Source organism: Allobosea sp. GW821-FHT10B12, from assembly GCF_059415545.1.
This window is the reverse complement of sequence record NZ_JBWKNL010000002.1, coordinates 320,721-335,504: the sequence shown is the minus strand read 5'-3', so window position 1 is coordinate 335,504 and position 14,784 is coordinate 320,721. Positions and strand designations below refer to the sequence as shown.

The following is a 14,784-nucleotide window of genomic DNA, read 5'->3' as shown; positions in this document are numbered from 1 at the left end:
CGCGCCTCAGCCGGCAGACTGGGTCGCCTGTTCGATATGCTCCTCGATCAGGCTCAGCAGCACGCGCGACTCATCGTCGTGGCCCGCGATCGGCACACGCCTGATGCCGATCAGGCGACGGCCATTCCCGGGTGTCTCGATGGTGCGTACCGTCATTGTGGCAGCAGCATCCTCGCGTAGGAGCTGGCGATCTTCGCGGTCGATCCACTCGGCGGTCTCGGCACTGAAGACATCGCGTGCCGTCCGACCGATCATCTCGGCGCGGCTGACGCCGAACAGGATCTCTGCAGCGCGATTGACCAATATGTAGCGGAGTGTGGCCGCGTCCTTGGCGACGATGGCCACGCGGACGTTCTCCATGACCGCGGCGAGCAGATGCTCGGTGCACTCGAGCGAGCGCTGCAGATGCCGCTGCTCGGTGAAATCCTCATGCGTGGACACCCAGCTGGTGGCGCCGGTCATCGGCCGCTCGACGATACGGATAACCCGTCCGTCCTTGAGGTCGACATGCCTGACGGCGGGCCTGCCCTGCTCGATCCGCGCCAGAATCCCCGCGACATAGACGTCGACATCGCCGGAAAAGGTGCCGATCTCGACACGGCGCCGAAGCACATCACGGATCGTCAATCCCGATTGCGGCATGTCCTGCGGAAGCCGGTAGATCTTCCGGTAGGACTCATTCATCAGGATGACCTTGCCCTCCAGATCCAACATCATCAGGCCCGGCATCATGCTGTTGATCGCTGCCAGCAGGTGGCGCCTGTTCTCCTGGAGCTGGATTTCGAGATTGTCGCGCTGCCGCGCACTGGTCCGTTCAAGCGTCCGCAATTCCTTGTTGCGGATCAGCGTGTCCTGAAGCTGCTGCACGGCCTGACCGAGCTTGCCGACCTCATCAAGGCGCTCGCTGTGCGGCACGGTGACGACGACCTTGCCGTCGGCGATATGATCGGCAGTTTCGGTGATCTCGTGCAAGGGAGCGATCAGCGAGCGGCGGATCACCGCGCCGACATAGGCAGCCAGAGCGAGCGCTGCGAGACCGAGCAGAATGATGAGCCAGGTCGTGAACCAGGCGCGTTGGTTCAGGATGACGACCTCGTCGGCTCGCCGTGCATAGACCAGCCCGAGCGCCTCCAGATCGGCATTGAGGGCGGCCCTGGCCGTACGATTGGCTTCGTTGTCGCCCCAGGCCCGGCCGGCAGGCTGGCCGATCACATTGGCGCGGCGCACTAGCTCGGCCCGGAACCTGATGAAGTCGGCGATACGTGTCTTGAACGCAGCGAAGAGCTCGGCATCGTCGCTTCGGACGGTCTTCTCCCAGGCCTCGACCACATCGGCAAGGTCGCGATTGCGTCGGAGCAGATTCTCGCCATAGCGAGCCACCGTCTCCGGATCGCTCGACATGTAGATGCCGCGCGATTCCATCACCACCGCGTAGATCAGGCCGTTCACCCGCTCGACATAGGCGGCGGATCGCGAAGCCAGGCCGAGCTTGTCCTGATATTCCGCCTGCTGCCGGAAGGACTGGACCGCGACCGCGACCAGAAGGCAGATCACCATGAAGAAGGCGCAGCTGGCGGCATAGACCTGATGGCGCAGGCTGACGGCCCGCAGGCGATCCAGGATATGGCGCCGCCCCATATCAGCGACCTCCAGTTGAAGGAGGCCACTGCTGCACGCGAATTCCTTAAAGTCAGGTTTCGCAGCCGCCTGCATCGGCAGTTCGCGGAAAACTACCGGACCAACCCCGAGAGTAGTCCAACGATCGCACGCGGCTCGATCTCGGTCGGCGCCTCGTCGAAGGCGGCGCGGTAGTAATCGAGCATGCTGAGCCGCTCGAAATTGTCCCAGATCTCCTCATCGTTCATCGCCTGGCTGCGTTCCTCGAGATTGAGGATCATGCCGTAGTCTTCGGGACTCGTGCCGTAGACCAGCGGCGGCGGCAGCGGCTCGGAACGCAGTTCGGCTTCGGCCGCGGCGATCGCCGCCAGCGCCCCCGGCACCCAGACGCGATGATAGGCATTGGAGACGTCGGTCTCGGCTTCGCCGGCGCTGGTCAGCACGGCCCTGCAGGCGGCGGCGAACGTGTCGACCATGCCGTTGCGCTCAGCCACCCGGTCGGCCGCGTTGTAGTTGGCGTGGATCGGATCGACATAGGCGAATTCGTTCTGCAGCAACCGCGCCGGCTCGCCCTGCAGGAAAAGCCAGGGATAGGTGTTGTCGATCAGAATCTGCCCGGGCAGCAGATGCGCCGCCTGGTTCTCGCCCGAGGCGCTGAAGAACTGCTGCTCGGCGCCCTTGCAGGTCACGCTCGGATTGGGCGTCAGCGGCAGGCCGCCCTGGCCCGGCATCCGGATCGCCGCCATGTAGACCAGAACCTTGGCGAGACGGGCATTGCGCGAGCGTCCATGCCAGAGCGCTTTCTCGGTGTCCGAGGAGAAGCGCTGGACCCGCAGCAGGCGGAAGCGCTCTTCGGCCGCGACAGCCCGGTCGGGAGAACGACGACGACCCATCTCAACCGCCGATGATGACCGTGGGCTCGCCCATGGCGATCTTGTTCGGCGGCCCAACCGCCTCGATGATCGTGTCGCCCATGCGGCAAAGCGGCAAGCCATTGACTAGCACGGTCTGCGAGCCGTCGATCACCACGCCCGGCCCATGGGGCGGGATCGGCAGCGGCGTCGCGCACAGATGGATGTCGGCGCCGCCGGCGGCACCCGAGATCATCGAGCCCATGCTGGCGGCGGCTGTCGCCTTGGTCGCCTCCTCAGTCGCTTTCAGGCCGGGAGCCGCAGGTGTCCCTGCTCCGGCAAGCGTCGCGGCTTCGGCAACCTGGATCGTCGTGTCCGAAACAGTCTTGGCCGCCTGAATAGCCGCCGCGGCACCGGCCGGAACGCCACGCCAGGCGAGTTTGCCTCCGATGATCACATTAGGGCTTCCGGGACCTGGCTGCAGAACGCCGGGCAGAGGATGGATCACGGGATCGAGAATGCGTGCGGCGGGACCTGTCGGCATCGGACACCTTCATGGATCGCTCGGCCCTGAGCTTCGCTCCGGCCGGCCGGGCAAGTCAATGAATCCGCTCAGCCCAACGAAAACTGCCTTGTGGTGGGCAGAGGCAATCTTGCCGTCCCCCATACGAATGGTGACGCTCGGGAACGAGCCGTATATTGTCCTGGATAGGCCTTGAGATAGCGAGAACCGGATGTCGTGGTACAGTAAGGTCGTCTGGTCCGAAGGCTTGTTCCTGCGGCCGCATCATCTGCAGCAGAACGATCGCTATCTTGAGAATCTGCTGGAGAATCGCGTCCGGCACGTCACGCCTTATCCGTGGGGGTTCTCGGTGCTCGAGATCGACCGCGACCTGGCACAGCAGAGCCGCATCGGGCTTCGGCGCGCCGTCGGCGTGATGCCGGACGGCACGCCCTTCGCCATGCCGGACAATTCGCCTTTGCCGCCGGCGATCGAGGTGCCGGAGAACGCCGCCGGCCAGATCGCCTGGCTGTCGCTGCCGCTCGCCGCCTCCAACACCCGCGAAGTCGAGGACAGCCTGAACGGCTCGGCCAGCCGCTTCTTTCCCGCGACCGAGATGCTGATCGACTCGACCGCCTCGCTGCGCGTCGAGGAGGAGATCGACATCGCCCATCCGCGCATGGGCCTTGAACTGCGCAAGACCGGCAAGCCCGGCTATGTCGGGCTGGCGCTCGGGCGCGTTCTCGAAGTGCGCGACCGCGCCATCCTGTTCGACGAGAAATTCGCCCCGCCCGTGCTGCTCTGCTCGGCCCATCCGGTGGTCGACGGCTGGATGGACCGCGTCATCGGCTGGATCGACAACAAGCTCGAGGAGCTCGCCCGCTACGCCGCCGACCCGACCGCCGGCGGCGGCCTGCAGAGCGCCGACTATTTCATCCTGCAGATGCTCAACCGGCACATCCCGGTGCTGAAGCACATGCGCGGCTCGCGCTTCGTCCACCCCGAGCGCCTGTTCGTCACCCTGCTCGCCATCGCCGGCGAGCTCGCCACCTTCACCACCGCCGAGCGCCGCGCCCGCGACTACCCGGCCTATGACCATGACGACCTGGAGGGCTGCTTCACCCCGGTGGTGCGCGACATCCAGGACTTCCTCTCGGCCCAGCTCGGCCGCCGTGCCATCCGGCTCGAAATCGTCGAGCGCGCCCAGAACGCCTTCATGTCGACGATCCGCGACCGCGCCTTGATGCGCAACGCGACGCTGATCCTGGAGGTGGCGGCGCGCCGGCCGCTGACCGAGATCCAGTCGCAGTTCCCGCATCTGTTCAAGATCGGCCCCAACACCAAGATGAACGAGATCGTCCATGCCCATCTACCGGGCATCAATCTCGTTCACCTGCCGACGCCGCCGCCCCAGATCCGGGCGCTGACCGACCACGTCTATTTCTATCTCGACCGCACCTCGCCGCTCTGGCCGGAGTTCAGCTCGGCGAGCTCGATCGGCATGCATTTCTCCGGTGACTGGCCCGATCTCGAAATGGAGCTCTGGGCCGTGCTCGAGGGTAGGCGATGAGCAACGACGGCTCAGACCCGTTCGGCCGCTCCGACCGGACCTTTATCCGGCCGAACCCGGCCGGACGGCGCGTGCCGCCGTCCTCGCGCCCGGCGGACGCAGGCCCAGGCTACCCACCCCAGGGACAGCCCTACCCGCCCCCGAACGCGCCTTATGCCCCGCCGCCTGCCGGCCATCCGCAGCAGGGCTCGCCCTATGCGCCCTCGGGCGCGCCACAATACCCCCAGGCAGCTCCCTCGCCCGGCGTTCCCGGCGGCGAGGAGTGGATGTCGCAGCCGCAACCGCGGCCGAGCGCGCCGCAGCCACCGCAGGGCTATGTGCCGCAGGCCCTGCCCAAGCGCGAGCAGATGCTCACGCCGAACACCAATCCGCTGCTCAAGGCGGCCGGCCCGCTGCTGCTCCTGCTCGGGCGCCTGCGCGCCAATCTCTCCAGCGCTCCGGCGACCCAGATGATCGGCCAGGTCGGCGAGACGATCGAGGCCTTCGACCATGAGGTACGCGCCGCAGGCTTCACCGCCGAGCAGACGCGCACAGCCAAGTACATCATCTGCGCCTTCTCCGACGACATCGTCCAGAACATCCCCGGCGAGGACCGCCATGTCTGGACGCAGTACAGCATGCTCTCGCGCTTCTTCGGCGAGCGCATCGGCGGCGTGCGCTTCTTCGAGGAGCTGGAGCGCGCCAAGAAGGATCCATCAGTCAATTACGACCTGCTCGAACTGATGCATGCCTGCCTGGCGCTCGGCTTCGAGGGCGTGCACCGCACCTCGGCCGGCGGCGCCGCCAATCTGCAGATGATCCAGCGCAGCCTGTTCGAGACGCTCCGGCGCGTGAAGCAGCCCGATCCGGAATTGTCGCCGCGCTGGCAGGGCCAGGCGCTGACTGCCCGGCTCGCCGGCTTCAAGATTCCGGTCTGGTCGGTCGCCGCCGTCGCGGCCGTCGCGGTGCTCGGCCTCTATTTCATCTTCCGCGCCCTGCTCGGTGGCAATGCCGAGGCCTCGGCCAGCGCGCTGCTCACGGTCCATCCCAAGGGCGATATCGAGATCATCCGCCAGGTCGCAGCTCGCCCGCCGCCGCCCCTGCCGCCGCCGGCGCAGCCGCCCAAGGTTTGTGGCACTGTGCAGCCGCCGATCACTTGCGAGGTGACGCCGAACCTGATCATCGTGCGCCTGATGGACATCGCGCTGTTCGACCCCGGCCAGGCCGTGGTGCGCAGCGAATTCCGCCCGCTGATCGAGCGCATCTCCACCGTGCTCAACGAGGAAGGCGGCACGATCAAGGTCGTCGGCCATTCGGACTCCGATCCGATCCGATCCGCCCGCTTCCCCAACAACCTCGAATTGTCGAAGGCGCGCGCCGTGGCAGTCGGCGACCTCCTGAAAAGCAGGCTGAAGCAGCCAAACCGGATCAGCACCGACGGCAAGGGGCCCGACGTGCCGATCGCCAGCAATGCGACAGCTGCCGGCAAGGCGAAGAATCGACGCGTCGAAATCCTGATCCAGCGCAACAGCTAGGACGGACGGCGATGCAGGAGACCTGTAGACGATGAACCTCGCGACGTGGCTCAGGATCGCAGCCATCTTCGTCGGCGCTCTCGCGCTGACGCTGCTGATCTGGTTTGGCGGCCCCTTCGTCGCCTTTGGCGAGGTGCGTCCGTTCGAATCGATCTGGGTCAGGCTGCCGATAGCACTCCTCCTGATGCTCGGCGGGCTCGGCTGGATCGCCTGGATCGTGATCAAGCGGCGCAGGGCCGTCGCGGCGCTCTCCGAGGCGATGGCCAAGGAGGAGGCCCAGACCGGCGACGGCGCGGCGCTCTCCGCCGCCATGCGCGATGCGCTCGCGACGCTCCGGCGCACCCGCGGCAAGGATGGCGGCGATTATCTCTACGACCTGCCCTGGTATGTCATCATCGGCCCGCCCGGCGCCGGCAAGACCACGGCACTCGTCAATTCCGGACTGAAGTTCCCCCTCGCCCGCGGCGGCCAGGCTCCGGCCGCGATCGCCGGCGCCGGTGGCACCCGCTATTGCGACTGGTGGTTCGCCGAGGACGCGGTACTGATCGACACCGCCGGCCGCTACACCACGCAGGACACCGACACCAGGGCCGAGCGGACGAGCTGGCTCGCCTTCCTCGATCTGCTCAAGTCCAACCGCCCGCGCCAGCCGATCAACGGCGTCATCGTCGCGATCAGTGTCGAGGATCTCCTGACCTCCTCGCAGGAGGAAGTCATCGCCCATGCCGAGGCGATCCGCGCCCGCCTGCTCGAGCTCAACGAGCGGCTCAAGGTCGACTTCCCGGTCTATGCGGTGTTCACCAAGGCCGACCTGATCGCCGGCTTCAACGAGTTCTTCGCCGCGCTGTCCGAGCCGCAACGGCGCATGGTCTGGGGCCACACCTTCCAGACGATCGACAAGACCCGCAACATGATCGGCGACGTGCCGCCCGAATTCGACGCGCTGATCGAGCGGCTGAACGAGCGCCTTTCCGACCGCCTGCAGGACGAGCACAACCCGACCTCGCGCGCCAAGCTCTTCGGCCTGCCGAGCCAGATGGCGACGCTGAAGCCTGTCATCATCGACTTCCTCGGCCGCGTCTTCGAGCCGACGCGCTACCAGTCGAGCGCGACGCTGCGTGGCTTCTACTTCACCTCCGGCACCCAGGAAGGCACGCCGATCGACCAGCTGATCGGCGCGCTCTCGCGCAATTTCGGCAGCGCCCACGCCGATTCCGGTTCCTATTCCGGCCGCGGCAAGAGCTTCTTCCTGACCGACCTGATCCAGAAGGTGATCATCGGCGAATCCGGCTGGGTCTCGACCGACCTGCGCGCCGCCCGCCGCTCCACCTTGCTGCGTATCGCCGGCTTCAGTGCGATCGCGCTGGCCTCGCTGGCGCTCGGCGGCATGTGGTGGACGAGCTATGCCCGCAACAGCGACCTGATCAACCAGACCAATTACGGCCTCGCCGATTATCGTTCGAGCGCCGCGCCGGTGCTGCAGGAGACCAGCCTCTCCGACCGCAATTTCAGCCGCATCCTGCCGCTGCTGCACAAGCTGCGCCACATGCCGGCCGGATATGCCAACAAGGACGAGCCGACGCCGCTGCCCGCCACTTTCGGCCTCAGCCAGCGCGAACGCCTGCAATCGGCGACGCAGGAGAGCTATCATCAGGCGCTGGAGCGGCTGCTGCGTTCGCGCATCATCTTCCGGCTCGAGGAGCAGCTCGAGGCCAACGTCAACAATCCCGGCTTCATCTACGAGGCGCTGAAGGTTTATCTGATGGTCGGCGGCCGCGCCCCGCTCGACCGCGACCTCGTGCTCGCCTGGATGCGCCAGGACTGGGCCGAGAACCTCTTCCCCGGCGCCGCCAATGCCAAGGGCCGCGAGGCGCTGGAGGAGCATCTCATCGCGCTGCTCGATCTCGACGACGGCAGCCAGCCAGTGGTCAAGCTCAACCAGCTGCTGATCGAAAGCAGCCAGCGCACATTGCGCCGGCTCAGCATCGCCGAGCGCGCCTATGAACTCCTGCGCACGCAGGGACGCAACGCCAGCCGCGACTGGGTCGCCGCGATCCGCGGCGGCTCGGATGCGCGCCTCGTCTTCGAAGGTGTCTCGGGCGAGGATCTCGATACGATCCGGGTACCCTATTTCTACACCTATGACGGCTTCCAGAGCGCCTTCGTCGACCGGCTCGGCGATATCGGCGAGCGCATCGAGAAGGAACGCTGGGTCCTCGGCGACAATGCCGACCAGGCGGCGATCACCTCGCAATATGCCAGCCTGTTCCAGGACCTGCTCAAGCTCTATGCCCGCGACTTCACGGCGTCCTGGCAGAAGGCGCTGCGCCGGCTGAAACTGCGACCGCTCAACGCCGACAAGCCGAAATACATCGCGCTCTCGGCGATCGCGGCGCCGACCTCGCCTTTCAAGCAATTGCTTGAGTCGATCCGCGACGAGACGCAATTGACCAAGGAGCGGGCGGTGAAACGGCAGGCGGCAGCGCAAGCTGCCGAGAAGATGGCCGGCCAGGTCGCGGACCATGCCGCCAAGACCCTGGAGCAGCGCGCCAATTATTCGCTGAGCCGCCTCGGCACCAGCCTGCCTCTGAGCGCGCCCGGCGTCGATCGCGTGCTCTCCGGCGGAGGAGGCGGCGAGGCGCTCGGCGCCAATATCGAGGCGCAGTTCAAGGCTTTCCATGTCCTGGTCGAGGGCGATGGTGGCAAGCGGCCGGTCGATCAGGCACTGCAGATCTTCGCCGAGATCAACCAGAACCTCGCAATCGCTGCGACCACGCCGGCGCAGGCCGCCGCCGCCAATGCCGCGCTCGTGCCATTGATCGCCTCGCTGCGCGGCAACTCCTCGCGCTATCCGGCGCCGTTCGATGCGATGATCGTCGCCGCGGTCAATGATTTCGAAGGCGACGCCACCGGCGCGACCGTTTCGCTGCTGCGCCAGGCACTGGCCAGCGAAGTCAGCGGCCGGTGCTCCAATCTGTTCGCCAATCGCTACCCCTTCGCCAAGGGCAGCACGAACGATATCGGCCTCAACGACTTCGCCAGTCTGCTCGCCCCCGGCGGCACGATGGACAAGTTCATGAAGGAGCGGCTCGACCCCTATATCGACAAATCCGGCCAGAACTGGAGCTGGCGCCAGGACAGCCGTGTCGCCCGCGCCCTCTCGCCGACCACATTGCGTGAGTTCCAGCGCGCCAACGACATCCGCGAGGCCTTCTTCCCGACCGGCGGCAACCTGCCGAATTTCCAGATGGTGGTGGCGCCGACCACCCTGTCCTCCGACGCCTCGGGCGCCAAGCTCGAGATCAACGGCGTCACGGTGGCGAGCCAGCAGGGCGTCAACACACCGATGCAGGTGATGTGGCCGGGCGGTGGCCTCCCCAAGACCTCGATCACGCTGACGCTCGGCGGTAGCACCAGCAACAATGCCGGCGGCATCTTCGGCGGCGGCTTCTTCTCCAACAGTCCAACGCCAGCGGCGCCGACCGAGGTTAAGATGTTCGACCGCACGGGCGTCTGGTCGTTCTTCCGCCTGCTCGATGCCGGCTCGGTGCTGCGCCAGGGCGACAATGTCGTCTTCACGCTCGCCGCCAGCGGTCGCCAGGTCGGCTACCAGTTCGGCGTCGGCTCGCTGAAGAACCCGCTGGTGCTGCCGGCACTGCGTGAAATCCGTTGTCCGGCGGGGATTTAAGCATGGGCTGTGGGTTGTTCGGGAAGCTGCCGGGCAAGCGGGACTTCATCGCCCTCAATGCGCCGACGGCCTTTCTCTCGGCCTATGAGCGCTGGCTCCAGGGCGGACTCACCGCCAGCCGGGTCGAGCTCGGCGCCGGCTGGCAGGACGCCTTCCTCAACGCGCCGATCTGGCGCTTCTGGTTCGGCAGCGCCTTCTGCGGCACGACGGTGGCCGGAGCCTTCATGCCCTCTGTCGATGGCATCGGCCGCTATTTCCCGCTGACGGTCTTCGCCCTCGCCGGCCCGGGCGCGGCGATCCCGCCGCCCGAACTCGATCCGCAGGACGCCTGGTTCGCGCAGGCCGAGGACTTCCTCCTGCGCTCGCTCGAGCCGGAAGCGAGCTTTGAGGCGGTCGCACATGCGCTCGGCGGGCTCGCCTTGCCGAACGACGACCTCAAGGCGGCCCCGCCGGCGGACATGGTGCGGCTCTCCGACGGCACGATCGTCAGCGCGCTCGATTCCGCCACCTTCCCGGCACGGCTCTCGGCACTGCGCGTCGAGGATCACACTCGTTCCTATGCTCATGCCAGCTATCTCTGGACCATCGGCGGCGATGATTTCGAGCCTCTCGCCCTCGTCGGCCAGGGCCTGCCGAGCCCCTATCTGTACACCGGGCTCCTGACCGGACGCTTCGATGCCTTCCTCGGCGCAGGGTCGGCCGCATGAACGAGCACCGCACCGGCTCTGGTTTCGAGACGGGCGCGGTCAGCCATGCCGGGCGCGTGCGCAGCCATAACGAGGACAATCTGGTGGTCAGGCCCGAGCACGGCCTCTGGGCCGTGGCCGACGGCATGGGAGGACACCAGAACGGCGCCATGGCGAGCGCGACCGTAGCGGCGAAGCTCTCCACCATCGGTCCGGCTGCCTCCGCCGCCGAATTGCTGGATCGGCTCGAACGCGGTGTGATTGCGGCCAATGCGGAACTGCGCCGCAAGATCCAGGAGCATGACGGCGCCACCATGGGCGCGACGCTCGCTGTACTGCTCTCCCATGGCCACCACTTCGCCTGTGTCTGGTGCGGCGACAGCCGGATCTATCTCGTCCGCGGCGGGCAGATCACCCAGGTCTCGCGCGATCACACCGAGGCGCAGGACATGATCGAGCGCGGTCTGCTGACGGTCGAGGAAGCCCGGACCTGGCCGCGGCGGCACGTGATCACCCGCGCCATCGGCGTGCACGACCGGCCCGAGCTCGAGATCGACCATGGCGAACTCGAAGGCGGCGACGTCTTCGTGCTCTGCTCGGACGGGCTCACCGATCATGTCCGCGACGAGGAGATCCTGCGCGCTGCCGTTTCCGGCGATCCCCAGGCCGCCTGCGACGCCCTGTTGGCGCTGACGCTTGAGCGCGGCGCCAGCGACAATGTCACCGTGATCGTGGTGCGCTATCATCACGACGGCGGAGCCGAGAAGACGCGTTGGGTGCCGAACATGCGCCAGCGCAGGAGCGATGGGCCATGAGCGACCCCGACCGCACCGTCTTCATGCCGCGCACGGGCCTGGCGCCCGGCGTGCGGCTGAACGGCATCTACGAGATCGAGCGCCTGATCGCGACCGGCGGCATGGGCGAGGTCTATCAGGGCCGCGCCATCCAGACCGGGGACGCCGTCGCCATCAAGATCGTCCGCTCCGACATGGCGCAGGACGCCAATGTCATCACCTTGTTCCGCAACGAGGCGGCAGCGCTGCACAACCTCTACAACGAGGCGATCGTCCGCTATTACGTCTTCACCGTCGACCCGGCGACGCAGGCGACCTATCTCGCCATGGAGTTCGTCGACGGCCAGTCGCTCTCCGACCGGCTGAAGCAGGGCCCGCTCCCCATCGAAGAGGTCGACCTGCTGCGCCGGCGCATCGCGTCGGGGCTGCATGCCGCCCATCTGCTCGGCATCACCCATCGCGACGTCTCGCCTGACAATATCATCCTGCCGGGCGGCCAGGTCACCCGCGCCAAGATCATCGATTTCGGCATCGCCAAGTCGAAGCTGGCCGAAAAGACGGTCATCGGATCCGGCTTTGCCGGCAAGTACAACTACGTCTCACCGGAGCAGCTCGGCCTCTATGGCGCCGAGGTCACCGGCAAATCCGACATCTACAGCCTCGGCCTCGTGCTTGCCGAGGCGCTCGGCGGCCGCCCGCTCGACATGGGCGGCACGCAGATGCAGATCCTGGAAAAGCGCCGCCGCGTCCCGGACCTCGCCAGCATAGACAAGCGCATCCGGCCGTTGCTCGCACGGATGCTCGCCCCCGATCCGAAGGACCGTCCTGCCGACATGGCAGAGGTCGCGGCATGGCAAGCCAGGAGCAATGCCGGTTCGAGCAGCCGCGCGCTTCCCATGGGGCTGATTGCCGGCGTCGCTGCGGTCGCGGTGCTGGCGGCCGGTGGCGGCATTCTCGGCTGGCAGATGCTCGGGCGAAGCGGCCAGCCACAGCTGTCGCCGAACAGCCAGCCTCCGTCGCTGAAAGAGGACAACGTGCCGCCGCCCGCGCCGGGGCCGGGCACTGTGCCACCACAGCTTAACCCACCGGAACCGGTTCCTGTGCCGAAGCCGACTATCCAGGAGGAGCCCTCACCGCCTCCGCAGCCGCCGGCCGGGCCCGCTACTCTGCCGAGGCCCCTTCCTACTCCGCCCCCCGCCCCTGCTCCCGAGCCACAGCCTAAGCCGACGACCCAACCCGGTGGGCAGCCCCCCTCCTTGCCTGAACCGGGGACGCCGCCAGCCAGGCCTGAAGCCGAGCCGCGCACTGCCGCAGAACGGACCGCGCGCTATATCGCGGATTATGAAGGCGGCGCCTGCTTCTTCCTGTGGCCGACGACGATCGCCGACAAGCGCGCCGCGGTCGAAGGCTTTGGCAGCACGGCCGAGCCCTTCGTCAGCTTCGACGCCGCCTTCAAGAAGGCGCAGGGCTACGAGGCGCAGATCAGCCTGCGTACGGTCACCACGGCGCAATGCCCGATGGTCGACTTCCTGCGCCAGCTCGGCCGCGGCATCGACCGCAGCCCGGCGATGCAGATCGGCGCCTTCACCATGCGCAGCGGCGATATACTCTCCGGCTCGGTCGAAAGCGACCCGCGCCAACATCTCGACATCCTGCTCATCGGGGATGACGGGCAGGTCCACGGCCTCGCGAACTACACCCGCCGCGAGGGCAACAAGACGAGCTTCAGCCTGAAACTGGAATCGACCGCCGCCTCCGGCGCCCCGGTCAGGCCGCAGACCGTGCTCGCTCTGGTGAGCCCCGCGCCGCTGCCAACGCTCTCAGGCCCGTACCCGGCCCCGGCCGGCGACATCTTTCCTGGCCTGCGCCAGGATATCGCCCGCTCCGGCGGCAAGGTCGGCATCGGCATCAAGTATTTCCGGATCGAGTGACTGCCGATCCCGTCATTTCCGGGCGAAGCGAAGCGCAGACCCGAGAATGGCGCGGGCCGTCACGCCTCGCGGTAGAGCTCGCCCCACTCTTCCTGCCAGAGCCCTTCGGCGTCCTCGACCACGATCGGCGCCTTGATCTCGTTGGCGAGGCGGATGGCTGAACGAAAGCCCTCGATCGGATCGAGTTCGTCGCTGACGAAGTCATTGGTGAGATGGCCGGCAGCCAGCTCCGCCGGACAGGCAATGCGGGAGAATGTCTTGCCGTCGCGCTGGCCGAGGCTCAGCGTGATGGCATCAGGCTGCGGCTCATCGACTTGCTCGAACCGGTTCTTGGCCATCGTCGTCTCCTCGCCCCTGCGATTGCTTGATCATGGGCCAGCCCCGCCTCCACGGCAAATTCGCTGCGCCCACGCTCGCTTTGGCCTGACCTGGCGGGTATTCGCCTTCGACGCCTACTTCTGCTGCTGTCGCGCAGGCGCAGGCGCCGGCCCGCCGCGCACGACCTTGTAGCGGTCGAGCCTGACCTTGATCATTTCGTCGAACTTCTTGTGCACCTCGGAGACCGAGAGCGTCTTGGTCTCGCCGCCGGACTGGGCATAGAAGATCGGCCGGTTGGCTTCCGCCGGCCGCGGCAGCAGTGCGGCGGCGCTGGCGCCGGGCGTCTCTTCCATCGTCTCGATGAAGGTCTGCGCCGCATCCGGCCCGAGGAAATGGATCAGATAGATCTCGCCGCCGGTGAGGTGGCGTCCCATCGCCTTCTCGAGCCTGAGCGTGTCGCGCTTCAGCATCTCAGCCGCCAATAGCGCCGAGAGATAGGGCTCGCGCCGAAGATCGAGGATGCGCTGGCGCTCATTGGCGTCGGCGATGACGAACTGCCGGCCGTTGCGGCCGATCAGCGCCGCTTCGGCATGGAGACCGTGCTTGCGGCCGAACTCGAAGATCACGCCGAGCCAGGTCTGCTCGATGAACTGGTAGAGTCCCGTCGCCGAAGAGGTCTTCGCCTGCACGGCGGTCGAGAACGAGGATTCCTTGTCCGCGACCGCCATCAGCAGGGTCGGGTCGGCGCCGACGATACGCCCCGCCCTGACGATCATCTCGACCAGATGCCGGCGGATCTTGATCGGCCCGAAGGTCAGGACCTGGTTGGGATCGCCGTTATAGTTGATCGGCGCCTGCGGCAGCTGGCTGCGCGGCGACGGCGCCGGAACGCCCGGCCTGCCCGATACCGTGGGGGGCACCAGGATGATGTTCGAGGGTGGGAGCACAGGAATCGGCATAGCCGGCTGATTGGGCGTATCCGGTGTCATCTGCTCCCTGATCGCCGCGAGCGACGGGTCGGCGTTCAGCGCGAACTGCGTCGCCTGCCGCGCCGCTTCGAGGTCGCCCTCGACCGAAGACAGGATCAGCGACGGCCGGGTCGGCGCCTTCAGGGACGGCGCCTCGACGCTCTCCATCGGCTCGAAACCGCCGGTCACCTCGGTGGAACCGGGCTTGAGCGTCGCAACGGCGACACCGCCGGCGATCGCCAGCACGAGCGCGCCGCCGCCAATCAGGGAGACGAGCCGCAGCCGCGAGCCGCCATCCGCAACCGCGAATGGCATGCCCGCAGCGACACTGGTGGCGCTGGCGCC

The 14,784-nt window shown here is 67.0% G+C and carries 10 protein-coding genes and 1 pseudogene; 6 read left to right on the top strand and 5 right to left on the bottom strand.

The features are described 5' to 3' along the window. Positions 1 to 6: 6 nt before the first annotated feature. From AC07O0_RS06815 to AC07O0_RS06805, 3 genes are all read right to left on the bottom strand, one after another. Complete coding sequence (locus AC07O0_RS06815) at positions 7 to 1,638, bottom strand: PAS-domain containing protein (protein ID WP_494621268.1); 1,632 nt, start codon at positions 1,636 to 1,638, stop codon at positions 7 to 9. A 92-nt stretch (positions 1,639 to 1,730) separates the two neighbouring features. Next, complete coding sequence (locus tag AC07O0_RS06810) at positions 1,731 to 2,510, bottom strand: hypothetical protein (protein WP_494621266.1); 780 nt, start codon at positions 2,508 to 2,510, stop codon at positions 1,731 to 1,733. A 1-nt stretch (position 2,511) separates the two neighbouring features. Next, complete coding sequence (locus AC07O0_RS06805) at positions 2,512 to 2,925, bottom strand: PAAR domain-containing protein (protein ID WP_494621264.1); 414 nt, start codon at positions 2,923 to 2,925, stop codon at positions 2,512 to 2,514. 277 nt (positions 2,926 to 3,202) lie between these two features. On the opposite strand from AC07O0_RS06805, the gene tssK reads away from it, so the two are divergent. From tssK to AC07O0_RS06775, 6 genes are read left to right on the top strand one after another with little or no spacing between them, the layout of a single operon-like run. Then, complete coding sequence (tssK, locus tag AC07O0_RS06800) at positions 3,203 to 4,540, top strand: type VI secretion system baseplate subunit TssK (protein ID WP_494621262.1); 1,338 nt, start codon at positions 3,203 to 3,205, stop codon at positions 4,538 to 4,540. Beyond that, a complete protein-coding gene (icmH, locus tag AC07O0_RS06795) occupies positions 4,537 to 6,054 on the top strand; it encodes a type IVB secretion system protein IcmH/DotU (protein WP_494621260.1) in 1,518 nt (505 codons plus the stop codon). Before tssK ends, icmH begins: the two co-directional genes overlap by 4 nt. Before the next feature lie 31 nt (positions 6,055 to 6,085). Next, the gene (gene tssM / locus AC07O0_RS06790) at positions 6,086 to 9,742 is read left to right on the top strand and encodes a type VI secretion system membrane subunit TssM (protein ID WP_494621258.1); all 3,657 of its coding nucleotides are present in this window, start codon (positions 6,086 to 6,088) and stop codon (positions 9,740 to 9,742) included. Positions 9,743 to 9,744: 2 nt separating this feature from the next. Further along, the gene (gene tagF, locus AC07O0_RS06785) at positions 9,745 to 10,449 is read left to right on the top strand and encodes a type VI secretion system-associated protein TagF (protein ID WP_494621256.1); all 705 of its coding nucleotides are present in this window, start codon (positions 9,745 to 9,747) and stop codon (positions 10,447 to 10,449) included. Then, positions 10,446 to 11,243: a PP2C family protein-serine/threonine phosphatase gene (locus AC07O0_RS06780; protein WP_494621254.1), complete on the top strand. Its 798-nt coding sequence runs from the start codon at positions 10,446 to 10,448 to the stop codon at positions 11,241 to 11,243. The genes tagF and AC07O0_RS06780 overlap by 4 nt, the downstream gene beginning before the upstream one ends. After that, complete coding sequence (locus AC07O0_RS06775) at positions 11,240 to 13,153, top strand: serine/threonine-protein kinase (protein ID WP_494621252.1); 1,914 nt, start codon at positions 11,240 to 11,242, stop codon at positions 13,151 to 13,153. The genes AC07O0_RS06780 and AC07O0_RS06775 overlap by 4 nt, the downstream gene beginning before the upstream one ends. A gap of 59 nt (positions 13,154 to 13,212) precedes the next feature. On the opposite strand, the gene AC07O0_RS06770 is transcribed toward AC07O0_RS06775, so the two are convergent. Both AC07O0_RS06770 and AC07O0_RS06765 read right to left on the bottom strand, forming a co-directional pair. After that, a complete protein-coding gene (locus tag AC07O0_RS06770) occupies positions 13,213 to 13,491 on the bottom strand; it encodes a hypothetical protein (protein ID WP_494621250.1) in 279 nt (92 codons plus the stop codon). Between the two features lie 114 nt (positions 13,492 to 13,605). Next, positions 13,606 to 14,307: pseudogene (locus tag AC07O0_RS06765) on the bottom strand (transglycosylase SLT domain-containing protein); the annotation flags it as partial. Positions 14,308 to 14,784 lie beyond the last annotated feature (477 nt).